The organism is Pseudomonas sp. A2 (assembly GCF_023100865.1).
GTDB lineage: Bacteria > Pseudomonadota > Gammaproteobacteria > Pseudomonadales > Pseudomonadaceae > Aquipseudomonas > Aquipseudomonas asiatica.
Genome location: NZ_CP039127.1, coordinates 451,241 through 476,356 on the forward strand (window position 1 = coordinate 451,241; position 25,116 = coordinate 476,356).

Sequence of the window (25,116 nt, forward strand, 5' to 3'; positions counted from 1 at the left end):
GCAAGCCAGCTCCCACAGGTTGTCGCAGGCCTCAGGCAATGTGCATAACCTGTGTGAGCTGGCTTGCCGGCGATTGGGCCCTTGAAAAACACACAATCTCCATACCATCTCCCCGAAGCCTCCACGCAAGGCGCAGACACTGCGCCCACTGCCACAGGAGGCCCCATGAACAAGACCCTCGGTTTCAAACTCGGCATGATCGCCGTATTGATGTTGCTGCTGCTCGTCCCGCTACTGCTGATCAGCGGCCTGATCGGTGAACGCCAGGCACTGCGCGACAATGTGCTGCGTGATATAGCCCAGAGCGCCAGCTTCGATCAGCAACTCAGCGGCCCGCTGCTGGTGGTGCCCTACCGCAAATACCAGCGCCGCTGGATCGAAAAGGACGGCGAGCGCACGCAAGAAACCAGCACCATTGCCGGTCACCTGTACTTCCTGCCGGAAACCTTCGACGCCGACCTGGGCGTGGACACCGAACTGCGCGCCCGTGGCATCTACCAGGCCCGGCTGTTCCACGCCAAGGGCCGTATCAGTGGGCGCTTCAAGCTCCCGGAACGCTGGGGCATCGACAAGGATTTCGACGACTACCGCTTCGACAAGCCGTTCCTGGTGGTGGGCATCAGCGATATCCGCGGCATCGAGAACGGCCTTGAGCTGAGCATCGGCGAGCAGAAAGTGCCGTTCGAAGCCGGTACCCGGCTCGACTGGATGCGCGGCGGCGTGCACGCCAGCCTGCCGGGGCTGGACGGCCTGCAGGCGCGTGAATTCAGCTATGGTTTCGATCTCGCACTGCAAGGCACCGGCCAGCTGCACGTAGTGCCGGTGGGCCGCACCAGTGCCGTGGACCTGCGTGCCAACTGGCCGCACCCGAGCTTCGTCGGCAACTACCTGCCCAGTCGCCGCGATATCGACGCCCAAGGCTTCAGTGCCCACTGGCAGACCTCGTTCTTTGCCACCAACCTCGAAGACGCCCTGCGCCAGTGCGCTGCCGCCGGGCAGTGTGCGGACTTCAGCGAGCGCAGCTTCGGTGTCAGCTTCGTCGACCCGGTAGACCAGTACCTGAAGAGCGAGCGGGCGATCAAGTATGCCTTGCTGTTCATCGCCCTGACCTTCGCCGGCTTCTTCCTGTTCGAAGTGCTGAAGAACCTCAGCGTGCACCCGGTGCAGTACATCCTGGTGGGGGTGGCGCTGGCGTTCTTCTACCTGCTGTTGCTGTCGTTGTCCGAGCACATCGGCTTTGGTTTGGCGTATGGGCTGTCAGCTTCGGCGTGTGTGCTGCTGATCGGCTTCTACCTGAGCCATGTGCTGCGCAGCCTGGGGCGTGGGGTGGGCTTTGCGGTGGGGTTGGCGGCGTTGTATGCGCTGCTGTACGGGCTGCTGAGTGCCGAGGACTATGCGCTGTTGATGGGCTCGTTGCTGTGCTTTGGCCTGCTGGGGGTATTCATGGTGTTGACCCGGCGGCTGGATTGGGCCCGGGTGGGGAGGGCGGCATGAGGGAGGACAGGGAGATCGGGCGGTGGTTGGCCCTCAGGATCGGGCAGTTGTTCCCTGTGATACCGAGGTGAGGCATTCGCAGCACAAGGCTGCTCCTACAGGGGAGCGCGAGTGCCTGTAGGAGCAGCCTTGTGCTGCGAATGGGCCTGTCAGGCTGCCGGTGCTGTTGCCACCATCGACGGCCGCTTGACCACCTCGGCATACCACGCAGCCAAGCCAGGCTGGTGCTCGCGCCAGCCAAACTCGGGCTGGCGCAAATCCAGATACCCCAGCGCACAGGCCACGCCAATCGCTGCCAGGTCGAACCCGGACATCAACTCGGGCAAATGCTCCTGCTCCAGATTGGCCAGGCTACGGCGGATCTTGTCGCCCTGTGCCTGCAGCCAACCATCCCAGCGCTTGTCTACAGGGCGCAGAAAACTCTCGTAGCGGCTCGACACCGCCGCATCCATGATGGCATCGGCCTGCGACACCAGCGTCATGCGCCGCCAACGCGCCGAGCCTTCGCGCGGCAGCAGCGGCAGGCCGACGTGCTGCAGGTCGAGGTACTCGCAGATCACCCGGCTGTCATGCAGCACGGTGCCGTCTTCCAGGCGCAGGGCCGGGATCTTGCCGATCGGATTGTCCTGGTTGAGCTGTGGGTCGCCGCTGACCGGGCTGATGTTCACCGGCTGCAGCTGCACGCGCTCAAGTTGGCCGGTCTCGTGCAACACCACCATGACCTTGCGCACGAAAGGCGACAACGGCGAGTGGAACAGGGTCATCGTGCTCATGCTTCAGTTACCCTGCAGGCTCGGTGGAAGGCACACGCCGGTACCGCCGATACCGCAGTAGCCCCCCGGGTTCTTGGCCAGGTACTGCTGGTGGTAGGCCTCGGCGAAGTACACGGTCGGTGCCTGATCGATTTCGGTGGTGATCTCACCGAAGCCGGCCTTGCTCAATTCGGCCTGGAAGGCGTCGCGGCTGGCCTTGGCCTGTTCCAGCTGTTCAGGGCTGGTGCAGTAGATGGCCGAACGGTACTGGGTGCCGATGTCGTTGCCCTGGCGCATGCCCTGGGTCGGGTTGTGCAGTTCCCAGAACATCGCCAGCAGCTCGCGGTAGCTGACCTTGTCCTTGTCGAACACCACCAGCACCACTTCGGTGTGGCCGGTCAGGCCCGAGCAGACTTCTTCGTAAGTGGGGTGGGGGGTGAAGCCGCCTGCGTAGCCGACCACTGTGCTGACTACGCCTTCACGTTGCCAGAAGCGGCGCTCGGCGCCCCAGAAGCAACCGAGGCCGAAGATGGCGAAGTCGATGGCGCCTTCGAAGAAAGGGCCGAGCAGCGGCGTGTCTTTGAACACATAGTGGAACTCGGGCAGGCTCATTGGCGTTTCGCGGCCAGGCAGGGCCTGTTCCGCGGTTGGCATGACGTTTTTGTTCACCAGGATTTCCGAACGCAGGACCATGGCCGTTCCTCTGTAGATCTTTGAGATGGGGGCTGGGGGCATTCGCGGGTAAACCCGCTCCCACAGGTCCTGCACAGATTTCGAATATTGTGATGTACCTGTGGGAGCGGGTTCACCCGCGAAGGGGCCCGTATGGGCTCTATAGTGCCCGAGGTTTGCGCGGCTGTCAGGCCACCGGGCCACGCGGATAGCGCTTCAGCCGTTCAGCCAGCTCGCGCCCCGGAATCGGCCGGTCGAACAGGTAGCCCTGGCCCACGTCGCAGCGGTGCCGACGCAGGAACGCCAGCTGCTCCGGTGTCTCGATACCCTCGGCCACCACCTTCAGCTTGAGGTTGTGAGCCATGGCCACCACCGCTGATGTGATTTCCATGTCGTCCTGGTTGTCCGGGATCTCGTTGATGAAGCTGCGGTCGATCTTGAGGATGTCGATCGGAAACTTCTTCAGGTAGCTCAGCGACGAATAACCGGTGCCGAAATCGTCCATGGCCAGGGTCAGGCCCAGGGCCTTCAGTTCATCCAGCTGGCGGTGGGTATCTTCGGTGGCTTCCAGCAGCAGGCCTTCGGTCAGCTCCAGCTCCAGCAGGTGCGGGGGCAGGGCTTCTTCCTCGAGGATCGTGCTGATCGATGCCACCAGGTCCGGGTCGGAGAACTGCTTGGGGGACAGGTTGATGGCCACATGCAGGTTGCCCATGCCGGCTTCGCGCAGTTGCTGGCTCATGCGGCACGACTGTCGCACCACCCATTTGCCGATGGGGATGATCAGGCCGGTTTCTTCCGCCACGCTGATGAACTGGTCCGGGCGGATCATGCCGCGTTCAGGGTGGTTCCAGCGCAGCAGCGCTTCCAGCCCCAACAGGCGACCGCTGCGCAGGCACAGCTTGGGCTGGTAGAACACCTCCAGCTCGTTCTGGGTCAGGGCACGACGGAGGTTGTTCTCGACGAACAGCTTGTAGCTGGCTTCGGCATTGAGCACTTCGGTAAACACCTGCACCTGATGCTTGCCGTTGGCCTTGGCCTTGTGCAGCGCCAGGCCGGCGTTCTTCATCAGGCTGGCCGGGTCGGCGCCATGCAGTGGCGCGCAGGCCAGGCCCACCGAGGCGGTGACGTTGATCAGCTGGTTGTCGACGAACATCGGTTTGTCGAGGGTGCGCAGCAATTGCTGGGCGACGCCCTGGCCATCTTCAAGGCTTGTATCGTCGAGCAGTACCGCGAACTCGTTACTGGCAAAGCGCGCGAGGATACCGCCGGAGTGCAAGCTGTTGCGCAGGCGTCGGGCCAGGCTGATCAGCAGCTTGTCGCCGGTCTGGTGGCCGAGGCTGTCGTTGATGCGCTTGAAGTTGTCGATGTCCACCAGCAGCAGGCACATCGAGTATTCGCCATCACGGGCAAAGCGCTCGTCCAGGCTGCGAATGAACGCCGGGCGGTTGCCCAGGTTGGTCAGGTTGTCGGTGTAGGCCAGGCGCTCGATGCGCTGCTGGGCCAGCTTCGTCTGGGTGACGTCTTCGTAGATGCCGATGTAGTGGGTCAGCTCACGGTTGTCGCCATATACCTTGGAAATCGAAAGCTGGCCCCAGTAGGGTTCGAGGTTCTTGCGCCGGCTCTTGAACTCGCCCTGCCAGCTGTTGCCCATGGCCAGGCTCGACGGCGAGTCGAACAGCAGCTCGCTCAGGTTCTCCAGCGCTGGCAGCTCGGCCAGGTGGCGGCCTTGCACTTCCTCGGTGCTGTACTGGGTGATGGCAGTAAAGCTGGGGTTGACGTATTCCACCACACCGTCGCGGTTGACCAGCAGGAAGGCGCTGGCGCTTTGCTCGACCGCGCGCTGGAACAGGTGCAGGGCGCTGGCGGCGGTGCGCCGGTTGTGGTTGGTGATGACCTGGGCGAACTGGTCGGCCAGTTCGCCGGCAAAAGCGATTTCGTCCGACTGCCAGGCCCGTGTCTGGCCGGTCTGCTCCAGGCACAGCACGCCGACGACCTGGCCATCGACACGGATACTGGCATCGAGCATGGCCTTGTTATCCGGGCACAGGCTTTGCGTCAGGGCGCGGGTCCGCGGGTCGTGGCTGGCATTGTGGGCGTCGATGGCGCGGCTGGCGTGCAACGCGTCAAGGTAGTCGGGGAAGCGGCTGGCATCGATGGCATTGGGCTGGCGGTGTTCTTGCGTGTCCCGGTACCAGGCGATGATCGGCTCCAGGCGCTGGTCTTCAAGGTGCCAGATACTCGCAATATCGACCTTGTAGATTTCGCAGGCGCTCTGGGTAATCAGCTGGGCGGCTTCCCGCAGAGAGTTGTCTGCGCTGTAGCGCTGGCGGGCCAGGCGCAGGATCAGGTCTTGCTGGCCACGTACCCGTTCCAGGTGTTCGAGTTGTTCCTGCTGCGCGCGCTGGTTCAGTTGCAGGGCCAGTTGCAGGCGGTTGTTGCGCGATTCCAGGTCGCTGGCACCGGCATCGCTGGTTTCTTCGGCCTGGTCGTCGAGCACGCTCAGGTAGCCGCGCAACAGATGGCGGTTGTGCTGCTTGTAGGCTTCCCCAGCCTCCAGCAGGCGTAGCGAAGCAGTTGGCGTGTGCAAGGTGTAGCGCACGCGGTAGTACCCGCGCTGGGCCAGTTGCAGCTGGATCTCGTCGTGTAGCCGGTAGCGGGCCTCGGGTTCCATCAGGCTGGCGTAGGGTGCGTCTACCAGGGCGCAGAGGTCGCCAGCGTGCAGGCCGAACTGGCGCTCGCAGGCCGGGTCGAGGTAGAGCATGGCCCAAGTGGCTTCGTTGAGCCTTTCGAAGCGCAGCATGCCGAGCCGCGAGGGCACGGGTAACTGCGTGACGACCTCGGCCGCCACACGGCTGGCGGCATCGGGTTGGCTTTTCATCGAAGACTCGCTTGAAGAGGAAACGCGGCCTTTGGGGGCGGCAGGTCTGGCAAGGTTGCATCATGTCCCGGGGGCTGGCAAGCAGCCATGCGTGATGCTGTGGACGGGTTATCGGCTGGTGGGTGGGAATCTGTAGTCTGGCTGATATATCCGGGGCCGCTTTGCGCCCCCAATGTGCCTTATGCGAGGCAAAAAAAAAGCCCCGCCAATCGACGGGGTTGAGGTACGAGCGTGGCAGCTCGAAAAGCATACTGCCCCTCGCAGGGAGGGGCAGCGGGCTGCCTTACAGCAGCATGGTGCGGATATCGCCCAGCACGTCGCCCAGGCGCTTGGTGAAGCGTGCGGCGGCAGCGCCGTTGATCACACGGTGATCGTAGGACAGCGACAGCGGCAGCATCAGCTTCGGCTGGAAGGCCTTGCCATCCCAGACTGGCTGCATGGTCGCCTTGGAGACGCCCAGGATCGCCACTTCCGGCGCGTTGACGATCGGCGTGAAGCCGGTGCCGCCAATGTGGCCGAGGCTGGAGATGGTGAAGCAGGCGCCTTGCATCTCGTCGGCCGACAGCTTCTTGGTGCGGGCTTTTTCGGCCAGCGCAGCCGCTTCGGCAGCCAGTTGCAGCAGGCTCTTCTGGTCGACGTTCTTGATCACAGGGACCAGCAGGCCGTCCGGGGTGTCCACGGCAAAGCCGATGTGCACGTACTTCTTGCGGATGATGGCCTTGCCGCTTGGCGCCAGCGAGCTGTTGAAGTCTGGCAGTTCCTTGAGCAGGAAGGCGCAGGCCTTGAGCAGCAGGGGCAGCACGGTCAGCTTAACGCCAGCCTTTTCGGCCACGGCCTTCTGCGCAACGCGGAAGGCTTCCAGCTCGGTGATGTCGGCGGAGTCGAACTGGGTCACGTGCGGCACGTTCAGCCAGCTGCGGTGCAGGTTGGCAGCACCGACCTGCATCAGGCGGGTCAGGGCCACTTCTTCCACTTCACCGAACTTGCTGAAGTCCACGGCAGGGATCGGCGGGATGCCGGCGCCACCGGTTGCGCCGGCGGCTGCCGGTGCCTCCTTGGCCTTCTGCATCATCGCCTTGACGTAGACCTGCACGTCTTCTTTCAGGATGCGGCCGTGCGGACCGGTCGCGGCAACCGCGCCCAGGTCGACGCCGAATTCACGGGCCAGCTGACGAACCGCCGGGCCTGCGTGAACCTTGGCGTTGCTACCGGCAGCCGGTGCGGTAGCAACCGGTGCAGGGGCAGCAGCCGGGGCTGCAGCGGCAGGTGCGGCGGCCGGAGCCGCTTCAGCCTTGGCCGGGGCAGCAGCGGCAGGTGCCGGAGCAGCAGCCGGGGCAGCGCCCGCGACTTTCAGCTTGAAGATCAGGTCGCCAGTGCCGACTTCGTCTTCCAGCTTGCACAGGACTTCTTCGACCACGCCGGCAGCCGGCGACGGGATTTCCATGGAGGCCTTGTCGGACTCCAGGGTAATCAGCGACTGGTCGGCTTCGACGGTGTCGCCGACCTTGACCAGCACTTCGATGATCTTGGCCTTGCCCGACGAACCGATGTCCGGCACGTGGATGTCCTGCACGCTGGCGGCAGCCGGGGCTGCTGCCGGAGCTGGGGCAGGGGCGGCTTCGGCGGCCGGAGCCGGCGCAGCAGCCTGGGCCGGAGCGGCGGCCGGAGCCTCAGGGGCCGCTGCAGCGGCGCCCTCGGCTTCCAGGACCAGCAGCTCGTCGCCTTCTTTCAGGCGGTCGCCCAGCTTGACCTTCAGTTCCTTGATGACGCCGGCTTTCGGGGCCGGGATCTCCATGGAGGCCTTGTCGGACTCCAGGGTCAGCAGGCTCTGGTCAGCCTCGATACGATCACCGACCTTGACGAACAGCTCGATGATTTCACCTTCACCGCTGCCGATGTCAGGTACGCGAATGAGTTCGCTCACTTAAAAATACTCCTCAGCAGTCCAGTGGGTTGCGCTTGTCCGGGTCGATACCGAACTTGACGATAGCGTCTGCAACAACCTTTGGTTCGATCTCGCCGCGGTCAGCCAGGGCTTCCAGGGCAGCCAGCACCACGAAGTGGCGGTCGACTTCGAAGAAGTGACGCAGCTTCTTGCGGCTGTCGCTGCGACCGTAACCGTCGGTACCCAGGACCTTGAACTCTTTGCTCGGTACCCACTGGCGAATCTGCTCGGCGAACAGCTTCATGTAGTCGGTGGAGGCGATGACCGGGCCCTTGCGACCGTTCAGGCACTGCTCGACATAGGTCTGCTGTGGCTTCTGGCCAGGCTTCAGGCGGTTGGCGCGTTCCACGGCCAGGCCGTCGCGACGCAGTTCGTTGAAGCTGGTGACGCTCCACACGTCGGCACCGACGTTGAACTCTTCACGCAGGATCTTCGCTGCTTCGCGGACTTCGCGCAGGATGGTGCCGGAGCCCATCAGCTGTACGTGGTGCGCGGCTTCGCGGGTGTCTTCTTCCAGCAGGTACATACCTTTGATGATGCCTTCCTCTACACCGGCCGGCATGGCTGGCTGCTGGTAGGATTCGTTCATCACGGTGATGTAGTAGAAGATGTCCTGTTGCTCTTCGGTCATCTTCTTCATGCCGTCCTGGATGATCACCGCCAGCTCGTAGCCGTAGGTCGGATCGTAGGTGCGGCAGTTCGGGATGGTGCCCGCCATCATGTGGCTGTGACCGTCTTCGTGCTGCAGGCCTTCACCGTTCAGGGTGGTACGGCCGGCAGTACCGCCGATCAGGAAGCCACGGGTGCGGCTGTCGCCAGCGGCCCAGGCCAGGTCGCCAATACGCTGGAAGCCGAACATCGAGTAGAAGATGTAGAACGGCAGCATCGGCTGGTTGTGGCAGCTGTACGAGGTACCGGCAGCGATGAACGACGACATGGCGCCGGCTTCGTTGATGCCTTCCTCGAGGATCTGGCCCTTCTTGTCTTCGCGGTAGAACATCACCTGGTCTTTATCGACTGGCTCGTAGAGCTGGCCGACCGACGAGTAGATGCCCAGCTGGCGGAACATGCCTTCCATACCGAAGGTACGGGCTTCGTCCGGGATGATCGGGACGATGCGCTGGCCGATTTCCTTGTCCTTGACCAGCTGCGCCAGAATACGCACGAAGGCCATGGTGGTGGAGATTTCGCGGTCGCCCGAGCCGTCCAGGATCGCTTTCAGCGTTTCCAGTGGCGGGGTCGGTACGCTGAAGCTCTTGGCGCGGCGCTGTGGCACGAAACCGCCCAGGGCAGCACGGCGCTCGGCCAGGTACTTGGCTTCGGCAGAACCTTCTTCCGGCTTGAAGAACGGCAGGTTCTCCAGGTCGGCATCCTTGACCGGGATGTCGAAGCGGTCACGGAAGTGACGCAGGCTGTCGACGTCGACCTTCTTGGTGTTATGCGCGGTGTTCTTGGCTTCGCCGGCACCGGTACCGTAACCCTTGATGGTCTTGGCCAGGATGACGGTAGGCTGGTCCTTGTGGTTGACCGCCTGGTGGTACGCCGCGTAAACCTTGTACGGGTCGTGGCCGCCACGGTTGAGCTTCCAGATCTCTTCGTCGGACAGGTCTTCGACCATGGCCTTGAGCTCTGGGGTGTTGAAGAAGTTTTCACGAACGTACGCGCCGTCTTTGGCTTTGTAGTTCTGGTACTCGCCGTCGATGACTTCGTCCATGCGGCGCTGCAGGGCACCGTTGGTGTCCTTGGCGAACAGTGGGTCCCAGAAGCGGCCCCAGACGACCTTGTTGACGTTCCAGCCACCGCCACGGAACACGCCTTCGAGTTCCTGGATGATCTTGCCGTTGCCACGAACCGGGCCGTCGAGGCGCTGCAGGTTGCAGTTGATGACGAAGATCAGGTTGTCCAGCTTCTCGCGGCCGGCCAGGGCGATTGCGCCCAGGGATTCCGGCTCGTCGCACTCGCCGTCGCCCATAAAGCACCAGACCTTCTGCTTGCCGGCCGGGATGAAGCCACGGGCTTCCAGGTACTTCATGAAACGTGCCTGGTAGATGGCCTGGATCGGGCCCAGACCCATCGAAACGGTCGGGAACTGCCAGAAGTCAGGCATCAGCCATGGGTGCGGGTACGAAGACAGGCCGTTGCCGTCCACTTCCTGACGGAAGTTGTTCATCTGGTCTTCGCTGATGCGGCCTTCCATGAACGCACGGGCGTAGATGCCTGGCGAAGCATGGCCCTGGAAGAAGATCAGGTCGCCGCCGTGTTCTTCGGTCGGGGCCTGGAAGAAGTAGTTGAAGCCGATGTCGTACAGGGTGGCGCTGGAGGCGAAGCTGGAGATGTGTCCGCCCAGGTCCGAGTCTTTCAGGTTGGTACGCATGACCATGGCCAGGGCGTTCCAACGCACCATCGAGCGAATGCGGCGTTCCATGAACAGGTCGCCAGGCATGCGTGCTTCGTGGGTGACAGGGATGGTGTTGCGGTATGGCGTGGTGATCGCATACGGCAGCTGGGAGCCACTACGGGTGGCCAGCTCGCCCATACGGGTCATCAGGTAATGAGCGCGGTCTTCGCCTTCTTTGTCGAGGACCGACTCCAGGGCATCCAGCCATTCCTGGGTTTCGATTGGATCGAGGTCTTGCATGGCTTGCTCCAGGGCGGAAAGGCAACCAGAATCGATTGCCTGAGATTGCGACTGGCCTTATGGGCAGACGTCGTGAATTCTTGGATTACCGGGGTGTCCTCCGGCGCCGTGTAGTTTTACTACATTTGCTTTCGCATTTCATGCTTTTACACGACACGAGTAGTAGTAAAACTACATTTGTGCGACGTTTCGTCGCATGCTGGCTTGTGAGGAAAAACGTTCATGTTGGTTGGCATTGTGTCGCGAACGGGTAATTCTTGATGTTTGTTGCCATTTTTTCGCTTCTTTCAGCTATTTCCAACTTTTGTACGACAGTCCAACCGTGGTCCGGCTTCCCCTTGGCCGCTTCTTCCCCTCTATTTCACGCCGATCAAGGATAGACCATGCGCCTACCTTTGCCGTCCGATCTGCCCGCTACCCTGCAGCCGCTGGTCGCGCGCAACCAGCAATTCATCAGCGATGCGGTGGCTGCCCACCCGGAACTCGACCTCCAGGCCTGGAGCCCGCTGCACCGGCAACAGTTCGACCAGGTAGCCGCCGCCAGCGACTTCGTGCTCGGCCTGGTCCGGCGCGAGCCGGCCATGCTGTTCGGCCTGCTGGCCAGTGGCGAGCTGGATCGGCGTTACGCCGCGGGTGAACTGCGCGGGCACATCGCTGCAGCCGCCCAGGCGGCGCAGAGCGAGGACGAGCTGGCGCGCAACCTGCGCCGCGAGCGCAACCGCCAACAGCTGCGCATCATCTGGCGCGACATCACCCGCCAGGCCGCGCTGGGCGAAACCTGCCGCGACCTGTCCGACCTGGCCGACGCCGCCATCGACGAAGCCTACCAATGGCTGTACCCGCGCCACTGTCAGCAGTTCGGCACGCCTGTCGGCAACCGCAGCGGCCAGCCGCAGCACATGGTGGTGCTGGGCATGGGCAAGCTGGGGGCAGTGGAGCTGAACCTGTCGTCGGACATCGACCTGATCTTCGCCTTCCCCGAAGGCGGTGAAACCGAGGGGGTGAAGCGCTCGCTGGACAACCAGGAGTTCTTCACCCGCCTGGGCCAGCGCCTGATCAAGGCGCTGGACCCGGTCACCGTCGACGGTTTCGTGTTCCGCGTCGACATGCGCCTGCGCCCGTATGGTTCGGCCGGCGCGCTGGTGCTCAGCTTCAATGCCCTGGAGCAGTACTACCAGGACCAGGGCCGTGACTGGGAACGCTACGCGATGATCAAGGCGCGGGTTGTGGCCGGCGACCAGGCGACCGGGGCACAGTTGCAGGAGATGCTGCGGCCGTTCGTGTACCGCCGCTACCTGGACTTTTCCGCGATCGAAGCGCTGCGCACCATGAAGCAGCTGATCCAGCAGGAAGTGCGGCGCAAGGGCATGGCCGACAACATCAAACTGGGTGCCGGTGGCATTCGCGAGGTGGAGTTCATCGCCCAAGCTTTCCAGCTGATCCACGGCGGGCGCGATCTCAGCCTGCAACAGCGGCCGCTGCTTAAAGTGCTGGCCACCCTCGAGGGCCAGGGCTACCTGCCGCCAGCCGTGGTCGCCGAGTTGCGCGAGGGTTATGAGTTCCTGCGTTATACCGAACACGCCATCCAGGCCATCGCCGACCGCCAGACGCAGATGCTGCCGGACAACGAGATCGATCAGGCGCGGGTGGCCTACATGCTTGGCTATGCCGACTGGCAAAGCTTCCATGACCAGCTGACGCACTGGCGTGGCCGTATTGACTGGCACTTCCGCCAAGTGATCGCCGACCCGGATGATGAAGACGGCGAGGGCGAGCTGGTGGTGGGGGGGGAATGGTCACCGCTGTGGGAGCAGGCACAGGATGAAGATGCGGCTGGCCGTCAGCTGCAAGAGGCCGGTTTCCAGCAGCCCGCCGAAGCCCTGCGGCGCCTGGCCGCGCTGCGCTCCAGCCCGCAGTTGCGTTCGATGCAGCGGATTGGCCGTGAGCGCCTGGACGCCTTTATCCCACGGTTGCTGGCCCAAGCTGTGGAACATGACAACCCCGACCTGGTGCTCGAGCGCGTGCTGCCGCTGGTCGAGGCCGTGGCACGCCGTTCTGCCTACCTGGTGCTGCTCACCGAAAACCCCGGCGCCTTGCGCCGCCTGCTGACCCTGTGCGCCGCCAGCCCGTGGATTGCCGAGCAGATTGCCCGCTACCCGCTGCTGCTCGACGAGCTGCTTAACGAAGGCCGCCTGTTCAGCCCGCCACTGGCGCCGGAGCTGGCCAGCGAACTGCGCGAACGCCTGACGCGCATCCCTGAGGACGACCTGGAACAGCAAATGGAGGCGCTGCGCCACTTCAAGCTGGCCCACAGCCTGCGCGTGGCCGCTTCGGAAATCAGCGGCAACCTGCCGCTGATGAAAGTCAGCGACTACCTGACCTGGCTGGCCGAGGCCATCCTCGACCAGGTACTGGCCCTCGCCTGGCGCCAGACCGTGGCCCGCCACGGCCAGCCCAAGCGCAGCGACGGCAGCCTGTGCGACCCGGGCTTCATCATCATCGGCTACGGCAAGGTCGGTGGCCTGGAGCTGGGCCACGGTTCGGACCTGGACCTGGTATTCATCCATGATGGCGACCCGCAGGCGGAAACCGACGGCGCCAAGCCGATCGACAGTGCGCAGTTCTTCACCCGCCTGGGCCAGCGCATCATTCACCTGCTGACCACCCAGACCAACTCGGGCCAGCTGTATGACGTGGACATGCGCCTGCGCCCGTCGGGTGCCTCGGGTCTGCTGGTGAGCTCGCTGGGAGCGTTCGAGCGCTATCAGCAGAACGAGGCCTGGACCTGGGAGCACCAGGCCCTGGTGCGGGCCCGGGTGCTGGTGGGCTGCAAGCAGGTGGGCACGGCATTCGAAGGCGTGCGCGCCAAGGTGTTGGGCCAGGCCCGCGACTTGGAAAAACTGCGCAGCGAAGTGAGCGAAATGCGCGCCAAGATGCGCGACAACCTCGGCACCAAGGCCACCGCTGCCGGTACCGCGGCCAACGCCTTCGAGGCCGGTGTGCCGTTCGATATCAAGCAGGATGCCGGCGGTATCGTCGATATCGAATTTATGGTGCAATACGCCGCTTTGGCCTGGTCCCACGACCACCCGGCCATACTCCGATGGACCGATAACATCCGCATTCTGGAAGAGCTGGAGCAGGCGGGTTTGATGCCGGCCAGTGACGCGGTGCTGTTGCGTGAAGTGTACAAGGCGTTCCGCTCGGCCTCGCACCGCCAGGCCCTGCAGAAGCAGGCCGGGGTTATCGATGCGGCGCAGTTTGCCGATGAACGCCGCGAAGTGCGGCGGATCTGGGGTGAATTGGGTTTGACTTGAGATTGCTGGGGCCGCTTTGCGGCCCATCGCGACACAAGGCCGCTCCTACAGGAGATCGCATTCCCTTGTAGGAGCGGCCTTGTGTCGCGATGGGCTGCAAAGCAGCCCCAAAGGCTCATGCCTCACCACCGGTGGTACACTGTCCGCCACATAGCCTGAATATAAAGAGGGGAGGCCAGGCTGTACCGCAGCCTGTAGCCTCCCCGAGCGTTTCTGGACTAAGCATGAGAATACTGATCATTGGCCCCAGCTGGGTCGGCGACATGGTGATGGCGCAGACCCTGTTCCAGTGCCTGAAACAGCAGCACCCCGACTGCGTGATCGATGTGCTGGCCCCCGAGTGGAGCCGGCCGATCCTCGAACGCATGCCCGAGGTCCGTCAGGCCCTGAGCTTCCCGCTCGGCCACGGCGCACTGGAACTGGCCACGCGGCGGCGCATCGGCAAGTCCCTGGCCGGCCAGTACGACCAGGCCATCCTGCTGCCCAACTCGCTCAAGTCGGCGCTGGTGCCGTTCTTTGCCGGTATCCCCAAGCGCACCGGCTGGCGTGGCGAAATGCGCTTCGGCCTGCTCAACGACGTGCGCAAGCTGGACAAGGCCCGCTACCCGCTGATGATCGAGCGCTTCATGGCCCTGGCCTACGCGCCCGGCGCCGAGCTGCCGCAGCCGTACCCGCGCCCCAGCCTGCAGATCGAAGCGCAAAGCCGCGACGCCGCCCTGGCCAAGTTCGGCCTGGAGCTGGACCGCCCGGTGCTGGCGCTGTGCCCCGGTGCCGAGTTCGGCGAGGCCAAGCGCTGGCCTGCCGAGCACTACGCCACCGTGGCCGATGCGATGATCCGCCAGGGCTGGCAGGTGTGGCTGTTCGGCTCGAAGAACGATCACCCGGTTGGTGAGCAGATTCGCGACCGGCTGATCCCGGGCTTGCGTGAAGAATCGTCCAACCTGGCCGGCGAAACCTCGCTTGCCGAGGCTATCGACCTGATGTCCTGCGCCCATGCCGTGGTGTCCAACGACTCGGGCCTGATGCACGTGGCCGCCGCGCTGAACCGCCCGCTGGTGGCGGTGTACGGCTCGACCTCGCCAGGCTTCACCCCGCCGCTGGCCGAGCACGTGGAAGTGGTGCGCACCGGCATCGAGTGCAGCCCGTGCTTCGACCGCACCTGCCGCTTCGGCCACTACAACTGCCTGCGCTTGCTGGAACCGGGCAAAGTCATCGCTGCCCTGCACAGCCTGACCGGGCCGGACCTGATCGATACCGTGGCCGAGGTCGACTAAGTGCGGGTACTGATCATCAAGACTTCGTCGCTGGGTGATGTGATCCACACCTTGCCGGCGCTTACCGATGCCGCCCACGCCATCCCGGGCATCCGCTTCGACTGGGTGGTGGAAGAAGGCTTCGCCGAAATCCCCAGCTGGCACCCGGCGGTCGACCAGGTGATCCCGGTGGCCATTCGCCGCTGGCGCAAGAACCTCTGGCAAACCATCAAGAGCGGTGAGTGGAAGGCATTCAAGCAACGTGTACGCGAGCGCAAGTACGACCTGGTGATCGACGCCCAGGGCCTGGTCAAGTCGGCCTGGCTGACCCGCTATGTGAAGGCGCCTGTGGCTGGCCTGGACCGCTACTCGGCCCGGGAGGGCTGGGCCAGCCGCTTCTATGACCGGCGCCTGTCGGTTGCCACCGGCCAGCATGCGGTGGAGCGGGTGCGCCAGCTGTTCGCCATGGCCCTGGCCTACGACCTGCCGGAAGGCATCGGCAACTACGGCCTCGACCTCGAGCGCCTGCAACTGCCGCCGGCCGCCCCCTATGTGGTGTTCCTGCACGGTACCACCTGGGCGACCAAGCACTGGCCCGAAGCCTACTGGCGCGAACTGGCCGAGCGCATGGGCCGGCGCAAGCTGGAAGTGCGCCTGCCGTGGGGCAACCCGGCCGAGAAGGCGCGGGCCGAGCGCATCGCCCAGGGCTTGAACAACTGCCAGGTACTCCCCAAATTGAACCTTGCCGGCGTCGCACGCGTGTTGGCGGCGGCAAAAGCCTGTGTGGCGGTCGATACCGGCCTCGGCCACCTGGCGGCGGCACTCGATGTGCCCACCATTTCGCTGTTCGGCCCGACCAACCCGGGCCTGACCGGCGCCTACGGACGGACCCAGATTCACCAGGCCAGTGACTGGCCCTGCGCGCCCTGCCTGCAGAAAAAGTGCACCTACAAACCGAGCGCCGACGACCTGCGCCGGTTCGATCTGAAACGCGAGTGGCCATTGTGCTTCACTCGCCTGAATCCCGAGCATGTGGCGAGCCGCTTGAGCGCGTTGCTGCTGGCTGAGGATGTCCGTTGATGCAACTGGCTTTCGTGCTTTACAAATATTTCCCCTTTGGCGGGCTGCAGCGCGACTTCATGCGCATTGCCCTGGAATGCCAGAAGCGGGGCCACCAGATCCGTGTGTACACGTTGATCTGGGAGGGTGACATTCCGCCGGGCTTCGAAGTGCTGGTGGCGCCGGTGAAGGCGATTTTCAATCACCGCCGCAACGAGAAGCTCAGCGCCTGGATGGCCGCCGACCTGGCCAAACGCCCGGTCGACCGCCTGATCGGCTTCAACAAGATGCCTGGGCTGGATGTGTACTACGCCGCCGACGGCTGCTTCGAGGACAAGGCGCAGACCCTGCGTGGCGGCCTGTACCGCCGCTGGGGCCGCTACCGGCACTTTGCCGAGTACGAACGTGCGGTGTTCGCCAAGGACGCCCATACCGAAGTGCTGATGATTTCCGAAGTGCAGCAGCCGCTGTTCATCAAGCACTACGGCACCCCGCTGGAGCGTTTCCACCTGCTGCCGCCGGGCATTTCCCAGGACCGCCGCGCACCGGCCAATGCCGGCGAAATCCGCGCCGAGTTCCGCAAGGAATTCAACCTGGGCGATGACGACCTGCTGCTGGTGCAGATTGGCTCAGGCTTCAAGACCAAGGGCGTTGACCGCAGCCTCAAGGCCCTGGCCGCGCTGCCATCGGCCCTGCGCAAGCGCACCAGGCTGATGGTGATCGGCCAGGATGACCCCAAGGTGTTCCAGCTGCAAAGCGCTACCTTGGGCCTGGGCGAGCAGGTGCAGTTCCTCAAGGGCCGCAGCGACATCCCGCGCTTTCTGCTGGGCGCCGACCTGCTGATCCACCCGGCGTACAACGAGAACACCGGCACGGTGCTGCTCGAGGCACTGGTGGCCGGCCTGCCGGTGCTGGTCTCCAAGGTGTGCGGCTACGCCCACTACATTGCCGAGGCCGACAGCGGCCTGGTGCTGGACGAGCCGTTCGAGCAGGAACAGCTCAATGGCTACCTGCAGCGCATGCTCGAAGACCAGCAGGCCCGCGCCAGCTGGTCGCGCAACGGCCTGGCGTTTGCTGAAACCGCCGATCTGTACAACATGCCGCAGCATGCCGCCGACGTGATCCTCGGGCAGGAGTCCGCATGAAGCTGATACTGGCCGAACCGTTCAAGCGCCTGTGGGCCGGGCGTGATGCCTTCGATGCCGTGGAGGCGCTGCAAGGCGAGGTCTATCGCGAACTGGAAGGGCGCCGCACGCTGCGCACCGAAGTCGCTGGCGAGGGCTTCTTCGTCAAGATTCACCGCGGCATCGGCTGGGGCGAGATCTTCAAGAACCTGCTTACCGCCAAGCTGCCGGTACTCGGCGCCGGCCAGGAGTGGCAGGCCATCCAGCGCCTGCACCAGGTTGGCGTGCCGACCATGACTGCCGTCGCCTATGGCGAGCGTGGCAGCAACCCGGCCGCGCAGCACTCGTTCATCATCACCGAAGAGCTGGCGCCGACCATCAGCCTGGAAGACTTCAGCATCGACTGGGTCAGGCAGCCGCCCGAGCCGCGCCTGAAGCGCGCGCTGATTGCCGAAGTGGCGAAGATGACCGGCGGCATGCACCGCGCCGGGGTCAATCACCGCGACTGCTACATCTGCCACTTCCTGCTGCACACCGACCGCCCGGTGACGGCGGAAGACTTCAAACTGTCGGTAATCGACCTGCACCGCGCGCAGACCCGGGCGAAAATCAGCCGCCGCTGGCGCGACAAGGACCTGGCCGCGCTGTACTTCTCGGCGCTGGACATCGGCCTGACCAAGCGCGACAAGCTGCGCTTCCTGCGCGGTTACTTCCAGCGCCCGCTGCGGCAGGTCCTTAAGGATGAAGCCGCGCTGCTCGCCTGGCTGGAGCGCAAGGCGCAGAAACTCTATGACCGCAAGCAACGCTATGGGGATGCACTCTGATGGCGGGGTGGACACTGGCGCCGGGGTACGAACACCTGGCGGCGGACTTCGGCAGCCTCGATGCTGTATTTGCCCTGCAAGGCGAGCGCCTGACCCGCGACCCGCTCAGTGAGGTGGTGCGTATCACGCGTGACGGGGTCAATTATTACGTCAAGCGCTACACCGGGGCCGGCAAGCACATGCGCCGTTACCTGGGCCGGCCGCGGATCAAGGCCGAATGGCAGAACCTCAAGCAGTTCGACAAGTGGGGCATCCCCACTGCCGAAGTGGTGGCATGGGGCCTGGAGCGCAATGGCCTGGCCTTTGGCCGGGGGGCCATGATCACCCGCGAACTGCCGCGTACCGAAGACTTGTCGGCGCTGGCCGAGCGTAACGATGCACGCCTGGCCGATCGCGCCTGGGTCGGGCATGTCAGCAGCCAGCTGGCGCGCCACACCCGGGTCATGCACCAGCACCACTTCGCCCACAACGACCTGAAATGGCGCAACTTGCTGGTCGACGACCAGGGCACGCTATTCTTCATCGACTGCCCCACCGGCGATTTCTGGCGCGGCTTCATGTGGCGGCACCGGATGATCAAGGACCTGGCATGCCTGGACAAAGTGGCCAAATACCACCTGTCGGCGACGCAGCGCCTGCGTTTCTACCTGCAATATCGTGGCCGCGACCGGCTGAATGTGCGTGACAAGAAGCGCATTCGCCAGGTGGTGAGCTTTTTCGAGGGAAGGGAATGACCGATTACCTGGCCAGCGCGGACCTCGCGCTGCTCAAGCGCCATGGCCTGGACGACTTCGAGGCACTGTGGGCGCTGCAACTGGATGCCGTGGACGAACCGAACACCGGCCGCGGTGGCTGGAGCAGCGTGTACCGCCTGGAGCTCGAGGGCAAGGGCTACTACCTCAAGCGCCAGAGCGACTACCTGACCCGTACCCTGCACCGGCCATTCGGCGAGCCGACCTTCGCCCGCGAATTCCGCAACATCAGCCGTTACCAGAAACTGCAGATTCCGGCCTTGCAGGCGGTGTTCTACGGCGAGCGCAAGAAAGGCGGCACGCACCGGGCGATCCTGATGACTCGTGCTCTGGACGAATGGGCCGACCTCGACAGCTTGCTGGCCCGGTGGCCACAACTGAGCGATGCCGAACGCAATGGTGTCCTGCAGGCCTGCGGCCAGCTGGCGCGCACCCTGCATAGCGCCGGCCAGGTGCATGGTTGCTTCTACCCCAAGCACATCTTCCTGCGTCAGCGCCGCGAAGGCTGGGACGCGCAACTGATCGACCTGGAGAAGACCCGACCCCTGCTGTTCGGCATGCGTGACCGCCTCAAGGACCTGGAGCCGTTGCTGCGCCGCGCACCGGTCTGGGACGAGCGCGATGTACGTACCTTGCTGGCCAGCTACCTGGCGCAGCCTGCCGATGGCACGCTGGTCGATACCTGGCTGCAACGCCTGACGCAACGCCGTCGTGAAAAAGAGGCCCGCTGATGCGTTTGTCTGAATTGAAAGAGGCCGGGCGCAGCCCCTCGTTGCCCCTGAGCATCACCCTGGCCGATGCCGCCGGCACGGCCGACCTGCAATTGCTCAGCCTGCTGCGCGTGCTGCCGGGCCAGCGCTATGTGGGTGCCGGCGTGTGGCGCGGTACCCCGGTGCTGGCCAAGCTGCTGGTCGGTGGTAACGCTGCACGGCATTTCCAGCGCGAACTGCAAGGCGTGAAACTGCTGGCCGAGCAGGGCCTGACCACGCCGAAGCTGCTGGCTGACGGCCTCAAGGAAGGCGAGGGCGGCTGGCTGCTGTTCGAATTCCTCGACGGCGCCGAGAGCCTGGCCGATGCCTGGGCGGCAGTGGAGAGCTTGCCGGTGTTGGCAGACGAGCAGCATCTGGTGCTGGGCGAGGCGCTCACCGCAGTGGCGCACATGCACGCCCGGGGCCTGTGGCAGGAAGACCTGCACCTGGACAACCTGCTGCGCCACGGCGGCAAGCTGTACCTGATCGACGGCGCCGGCATCAAGGCCGAAACGCCTGGCCAGCAGCTGTCACGCCCGCGTGTGCTGGAAAACCTGGGGGTGTTCTTCGCTCAGCTCCCCAAGCGCCTGGAGCCTTTCATCGAAGAACTGCTGGTGCACTACCTGCTGGCCAACGCCGAGCATGCGCTGCCGCTGGAAGCCTTGCAGAAGCAGGTGGACAAGGTGCGCAGCTGGCGCCAGAAGGATTACCTGGAAAAGGCTGGTCGTGAATGCAGCCTGTTCAGTGTCGAGCGCAGCCTTTCGGGCTTGCGGGCAATCCGCCGCGACGAGGTCGAAGCCATGCTGCCGGTACTGGAGCAGGCCGACGCGTTGATCGACCAGGGTCACCTGTACAAGACCGGTGGTGCGGCCAGTGTGGCGCGCATCGAGGTTGGCGGCCGCACGCTGGTGCTCAAGCGCTACAATATCAAGAACACCGCGCACTGGTTCAAGCGCTTCTGGCGCCCGAGCCGGGCCTGGCATTCCTGGATCGAAGGCCATCGCCTGGAATTCCTCGACATTGCCACGCCGCGTCCACTCGCGGTGCTGGAGCAACGGGTGATGGGGCTGCGAAGCCGTGCCTACCTGGTCACCGAGTATATCGATGGCCCAGACCTGGCCGAATGCTTCGCGCCCTACGTGGATAACGGCGATGCGCCCGAGGAGCAGGTGGATGCCCTGGTGCATGTGATGCAGCAGCTGATTCGCGAGCGTATCAGCCATGGTGACTTCAAGGGCCACAACCTGTTCTGGCACAACGGCCAATGGTCGCTGATCGACCTCGACGCCATGTGCCAGCACGCCACCCAGCTCAGCTTCGCCCCGGCCTACGCCCGTGATCGGGCGCGGCTGCTGCGCAACTGGCCGAGTGGCAGTGCCTTGCATCAGCGGCTGGACCGGCTGCTGCCCAAGCTGGCCGAGTAATCCGCCGGCAGTGCCAGCCAGTCGCTGCTGCGGCCTGGCTGGCGCACGCGAATGCGCCATTGGCCGCCCTGTTGGCGCAATACTGCCCAGGCGTGGACTGCGCCCAGTGCCTTCTCGGGCAGCAGCAAATGGTATTGCCCGGCAAGCAGGTGCCGTCGAACCGGCAACTGATGGTTACCCAACTGCAAATAGAGTTGCCCCCCAGCGTCGTGCAGGTCGGCGTCCCCTGCCACCGGTTCGCCCGCTAATGGTTGTTGCAGGCGTACCTCTTCCAACAGGTGGGCTATGTCAGGCAACCCGTCGTGCCAAAGCACGATGGAATCGACCACCCAGTTGCCGTTGCGCAGCCGTTTGATCGGCAGTTGCGCGTAGGCATCCGGCTGCCTGGGGTCGAGTACCCGCCAGCGATAGCCGTCGAAGTGGACGTTGTACAACCGCCCCTGGCTGTCCTTGACGAAGTACCGGTCCGGACCTGGCACGCTGTTGATCTGTTCGTACACTTCCTCGCCATGAACGCCGTCGATCCGGTAGCGCAGCTTGCTCACATCCACGGCCGCTTCGTGGGTATTCGGCAGTGGGCGCGGAGGTTGCGGCGGCAGGCCGCGCATCGCCCTGCGCATGAGGGGCGAACCAGCGAAACTGGACAACCCATCGGCGCTGTGGCTCAAAGCGGCCATGGCGTGGTGGAAGGTTGCTGCATAGTCCTCTTTTTCCAGGGCTTCGAAGCCGTCCCACAGCGAAATCGACATACGGCCGAAGGCCAGGGCCGACATTGTCGGGGCCGGTAGCACGAGGCTGATCATGTCGAGAGCCAGGCGCAGCGTCGACAGCCCGTACTCGCCGAGCAGCTCGCGGTTGCTGCGGCTGTTGGTATCGGCCTCGGCGATCATGGCGTGGACCTGGGCCTTGTAAAGGGCATCGAAGAGGTTGCCGTTGATCATTGGCCTTTGCACATATGGCCCGAGGCGGCCTTTGCGCACCAACTTGTCGAGCCGCTTGCCATCAGCCAGAGGCGCGCGCTGGATCAGGTACTTTCGCAAGGACGGCGTGCTGCGAAGGGTTCTGAGCAGCGCCCGGGTATCGGGGAATTCACGCCATGCGCGCCGGTCGGGTGCGTCCGGTGTATACAGCACCAGCGACGGCTGGTTGTCGCTCTCGGCGTTGAGCAGCAGTATCCCTTGCAGCGTGTGCCCGTCGATGATCAGCTGGCGCACCGCGATACGATGCTCGTCGATGGTAGGGCGCCAATTGTTGTCGGGGTGGTCGGTGACGGCTTTGATCCAGCGATAGCCTCGCTCGTGGGTATCGTTCAGAAAGTGCCTGGCATAGCGGGCCTTGGCCGCCTCGGCGCGCATGCGGGCGCGGTTCATGTTGCCGTGGCATTGCATGCGCCAGCGCGCACCTGGAGACTCCAGCAGGTGGGTTCGCAGGTAGCGGATGTAGCCACTGCCGGCGTCTAGCTCACGCACCAGGCGCTTTACCCCTTCAGCGGATATTGATTCCAGCGTGGAGCCGTCCTCGTTGTGTATCCGGGCAGTCAGCCAGTAATCGACGTCGAACCAGCCGATGTTCAGCAGGGCCAGCTCGTCCAGGCGGTAGGTGGTGGTTACCAGTTCGATGGTGCCACCGACATGGCGACGGTTGGCAACGGCCACGTAACCTGAAGGTGCCAGCGGGTTGATCAGCGGGCCGGTGCGGTGTGCAAGTGTGACGGTTATGCAGACTTTTTCGGCAGGCAATTCGATGGAGAATTCGCGCCGCAGCGCCTTGCCGAGGCGTTCGCGCACCCATGCCAGCAGGTGGTGGCGATTGCCGAACGCCTCAAGGGTCAAAAGGCCGGGTGCAGCGGCCTGTGTGATGGCCCCGGCGAGCTCCTGGACCGTTTGCATGATGTGCGTCAGGCTTTGCGTGGAGCTCTGGCGTAGCCAGGCGGGCAGGTGTTTTTCCAGCAGCAGCGCATAACGGGTGGACAACGCATATTGGCTGCCCATGAGATCGGTCAGTGACTGCTGTTTGGCCAGGGTGCTTTTCAGTGCCGGTAGATTCGGGTTCTGGTCAAGCGCCCAAGCGGCGTGCCAAGCGATGGTAAGCCGTTGATGCTGCGCGTCGATCACGTCAGTGGCCTGTTGCTCGACCAGGTCGCCGGTAAACCACTCGTAGCGCAGCCGGTCGGCACACTGGACCAGTTGCTGGTCCTGCAGGCGGGGTAGCAATTGCAGCATTGGCCGGCTTTGCATGGGGTCGTCCAGGCGCTCGCACAGCTCCCTGTGCAGTTCGGCCAGGTTGGCGAAGCCTTCAACGCCATGAGACACGCTGCACAGCAGTGCCTGGCCTGTGGCTGTTGCGGGCTCGGCAATGGCCCCTTCCGGTGCTTCTGCCACCAGTACCAGCACGCCGGGTAACGGCAACCGGCCATGGGGGCTTGAACGGTTGAATACCGGCCGATAAACCTGGGCCCGGTGGGTGTCTGGCAGGTGGTTGCGCTGCCAGGGGAGCGGCAGCTCCAGGGAGGTGCGCAGCAGGCTGATGTGGCTGTAGTCCAGAGTCTGGTCGGCGAGGCGCAGTTCCAGCTCGGCCAGAAGTTGCTCATGACGCAGTTCGCGCAGTTGTCGGGCGCGGCTGTGGCCTGCTTCGACAGGGTCGTTCCAGAACGCTGCCAGGTCACCGAAAAAACGCTGACGCATGGCGGCCGGCTCCGTTTCGCCCGCCAGTTCGGGTTTGCCTTGCTCAAGGGCGATGAGTTGTTGATCGAGCGCTTCGAGGCGCTGCAAAGGTGTCATGGTATGGCTCCTGGGAAGATGGCAGCCAACCATGTCGCAGCAAAAGAGGGTGCGGGTATTACCCGGTTACTGCCGTGGACGAGGGGAGAAACCTTGCAGGCCTAGAGCCGCCGATACCCCCAGGCCGAGCCAGGCCAGGCTGTCCCAGACCCCGTCCCCCAGCAAGGCGGCAAACAGCCCCACGGCAGTGAGCAAGGCCACGACCATCGGCCAGATGAAGATGCGCCAGGTCGGCTGTGATTTGTGGCTCATTCCCGCGCCTCCCGCTTCGTGCGCTGTTTGCCCCACCACAGATACAAGCCGCTGCAGAGGACGATGATGGTCAGCACATCGAGTAGCGCCCACAGGATTTGCATTGGCCGGCCGCCGTAGTCGCCGAAGTGCAGTGGTTGCGACAGGCCCATGGCATCCATGTACCAGGGGCGTTCGCCGACGGCGGTCACTGCCAGTGTTCGCGCATCGATCAGCACGGGCGTGAGCAGGTGCGAGGTCAGGTGCGTGGCGCCCTTCATGAACACCGCATAGTGGTGCTCACTGGAAAAGCGTGTGCCGGGGAAAGCGATGAAGTCCGGGCGCATGCCGGGGGCGGCCTGTTCGGCGATGGTCAGCAGGTGGGTGGCCGGGGCGCGTTCGGTGAGCGGTGGGGCATCACGGTACGGGGCAACCATGGCGGCCAGGCTGTCGTTGCGCCAGGCGGCGATGACCAGGTCCGACAGCGCGCTGATGACACCGGTCACGCCTACTGTCAGTGCCCAGGCCAAGGTGACCACGCCGATCAGGTTGTGCAGGTCGAGCCAGCGCAGGCGACGGGATTTGTCGTGGCGCACCGTGCCGAAGTCCAGGCGGCGCATGAACGGTGCATAGAGCACAGTGCCGGAGATGATCGCCACGACGAACAGCACGCCCATGAAGGCCAGCAGCAGCTTGCCGGGCAGGCCGGCGAACATGTCCACATGCAGGCGCAGCATGGTCATCATGAAGCCGCCGTTGGCGGCCGGCATGGCCACGGCTTCACCGGTGCGGGCGTCGAGCATGAAGGTGTGCGACGAATTGGGTTCGGTGCCGGCGGTGGCGGCGGTGATGGCCACTACGCCGTTGGCTTCGTCCTCTTCGTAGCCGAAGTACTGCATGACCTCGCCGGGGCGGTGCTGCTCGGCCTTGATCACCAACTGCTGCAGGTCGAGGTGTGGCGTATCGGCCGCCATTTCCCGCAGTTCGGGGGCGTCGCCGAGCAGGTGTTCGAGCTCGTGGTGGAAGATCAGCGGCAGGCCGGTGACTGCCAGCAACAGCAGGAACAGGGTGCAGACCAGGCTGCTCCAGGTGTGGATCACCGACCAGCGGCGGATGGTTGGGCTTTTCATCACGGTACCGATTTTTGCCTATTGGAAGCTGGGGCTGCTGCGCAGCCCTTTCGCGACACAAGGCCGCTCCTACAAGGGGGCGTGTTTTCCTGTA

The 25,116-nt window shown here is 64.2% G+C and carries 17 protein-coding genes; 9 read left to right on the plus strand and 8 right to left on the minus strand.

Annotated elements, in window-relative coordinates; translation table 11 throughout:
- Positions 1-165: 165 nt before the first annotated feature.
- On the plus strand, positions 166-1,494 hold the full coding sequence (gene creD / locus E5221_RS02150) for a cell envelope integrity protein CreD (protein ID WP_182329371.1): 1,329 nt from the start codon (positions 166-168) through the stop codon (positions 1,492-1,494).
- 149 nt (positions 1,495-1,643) lie between these two features.
- On the opposite strand, the gene E5221_RS02155 is transcribed toward creD, so the two are convergent.
- The 5 genes from E5221_RS02155 to aceE form a co-directional block, all read right to left on the minus strand.
- Positions 1,644-2,267, minus strand: coding sequence for a glutathione S-transferase (locus E5221_RS02155; RefSeq protein WP_123084633.1), 624 nt, complete (start codon positions 2,265-2,267; stop codon positions 1,644-1,646).
- Between the two features lie 3 nt (positions 2,268-2,270).
- The gene (gene msrA, locus E5221_RS02160) at positions 2,271-2,939 is read right to left on the minus strand and encodes a peptide-methionine (S)-S-oxide reductase MsrA (protein WP_232880980.1); all 669 of its coding nucleotides are present in this window, start codon (positions 2,937-2,939) and stop codon (positions 2,271-2,273) included.
- A 166-nt stretch (positions 2,940-3,105) separates the two neighbouring features.
- Positions 3,106-5,796, minus strand: coding sequence for a GGDEF and EAL domain-containing protein (locus E5221_RS02165; protein ID WP_123084631.1), 2,691 nt, complete (start codon positions 5,794-5,796; stop codon positions 3,106-3,108).
- A 283-nt stretch (positions 5,797-6,079) separates the two neighbouring features.
- Positions 6,080-7,720, minus strand: a complete 1,641-nt coding sequence (aceF, locus tag E5221_RS02170) for a dihydrolipoyllysine-residue acetyltransferase (RefSeq protein ID WP_015268676.1) — start codon at positions 7,718-7,720, stop codon at positions 6,080-6,082.
- Positions 7,721-7,733: 13 nt separating this feature from the next.
- The gene (aceE, locus tag E5221_RS02175) at positions 7,734-10,379 is read right to left on the minus strand and encodes a pyruvate dehydrogenase (acetyl-transferring), homodimeric type (RefSeq protein ID WP_003258640.1); all 2,646 of its coding nucleotides are present in this window, start codon (positions 10,377-10,379) and stop codon (positions 7,734-7,736) included.
- A 383-nt stretch (positions 10,380-10,762) separates the two neighbouring features.
- Here aceE and glnE point away from each other — a divergent pair, with 383 nt between their 5' ends.
- The 8 genes from glnE (at position 10,763) to E5221_RS02215 (ending at position 20,881) form a co-directional block, all read left to right on the plus strand.
- Positions 10,763-13,696 carry a bifunctional [glutamate--ammonia ligase]-adenylyl-L-tyrosine phosphorylase/[glutamate--ammonia-ligase] adenylyltransferase gene (glnE, locus tag E5221_RS02180; protein ID WP_247846806.1) on the plus strand — a complete coding sequence of 978 codons (2,934 nt, stop codon included), beginning with the start codon at positions 10,763-10,765 and terminating at the stop codon, positions 13,694-13,696.
- 224 nt (positions 13,697-13,920) lie between these two features.
- Positions 13,921-14,970, plus strand: a complete 1,050-nt coding sequence (waaF, locus tag E5221_RS02185; RefSeq protein WP_013970536.1) for a lipopolysaccharide heptosyltransferase II — start codon at positions 13,921-13,923, stop codon at positions 14,968-14,970.
- Positions 14,971-16,029, plus strand: coding sequence for a lipopolysaccharide heptosyltransferase I (waaC, locus tag E5221_RS02190; protein WP_015268679.1), 1,059 nt, complete (start codon positions 14,971-14,973; stop codon positions 16,027-16,029). It begins immediately after the preceding gene.
- Positions 16,029-17,153 carry a glycosyltransferase family 4 protein gene (locus E5221_RS02195; protein WP_247846807.1) on the plus strand — a complete coding sequence of 375 codons (1,125 nt, stop codon included), beginning with the start codon at positions 16,029-16,031 and terminating at the stop codon, positions 17,151-17,153. The genes waaC and E5221_RS02195 overlap by 1 nt, the downstream gene beginning before the upstream one ends.
- Entirely contained in the window at positions 17,150-17,956 is an 807-nt protein-coding gene (gene rfaP, locus E5221_RS02200; RefSeq protein WP_102083365.1) for a lipopolysaccharide core heptose(I) kinase RfaP, read from the plus strand. Before E5221_RS02195 ends, rfaP begins: the two co-directional genes overlap by 4 nt.
- Complete coding sequence (locus E5221_RS02205; RefSeq protein WP_102083366.1) at positions 17,956-18,690, plus strand: lipopolysaccharide kinase InaA family protein; 735 nt, start codon at positions 17,956-17,958, stop codon at positions 18,688-18,690. Before rfaP ends, E5221_RS02205 begins: the two co-directional genes overlap by 1 nt.
- Positions 18,687-19,439 carry a lipopolysaccharide kinase InaA family protein gene (locus E5221_RS02210; protein WP_039613212.1) on the plus strand — a complete coding sequence of 251 codons (753 nt, stop codon included), beginning with the start codon at positions 18,687-18,689 and terminating at the stop codon, positions 19,437-19,439. Before E5221_RS02205 ends, E5221_RS02210 begins: the two co-directional genes overlap by 4 nt.
- On the plus strand, positions 19,439-20,881 hold the full coding sequence (locus tag E5221_RS02215) for a lipopolysaccharide kinase InaA family protein (protein WP_013970541.1): 1,443 nt from the start codon (positions 19,439-19,441) through the stop codon (positions 20,879-20,881). Before E5221_RS02210 ends, E5221_RS02215 begins: the two co-directional genes overlap by 1 nt.
- On the opposite strand, the gene E5221_RS02220 is transcribed toward E5221_RS02215, so the two are convergent.
- From E5221_RS02220 to E5221_RS02230, 3 genes are all read right to left on the minus strand, one after another.
- Positions 20,842-23,661 carry a DUF6543 domain-containing protein gene (locus tag E5221_RS02220; RefSeq protein WP_247846808.1) on the minus strand — a complete coding sequence of 940 codons (2,820 nt, stop codon included), beginning with the start codon at positions 23,659-23,661 and terminating at the stop codon, positions 20,842-20,844. The two genes, E5221_RS02215 and E5221_RS02220, sit on opposite strands and share 40 nt — an antisense overlap.
- A 66-nt stretch (positions 23,662-23,727) precedes the next feature.
- A complete protein-coding gene (locus tag E5221_RS02225; protein ID WP_169774659.1) occupies positions 23,728-23,913 on the minus strand; it encodes a hypothetical protein in 186 nt (61 codons plus the stop codon).
- Entirely contained in the window at positions 23,910-25,022 is a 1,113-nt protein-coding gene (locus tag E5221_RS02230) for a PepSY-associated TM helix domain-containing protein (protein ID WP_247846809.1), read from the minus strand. Before E5221_RS02230 ends, E5221_RS02225 begins: the two co-directional genes overlap by 4 nt.
- Positions 25,023-25,116: the final 94 nt, after the last annotated feature.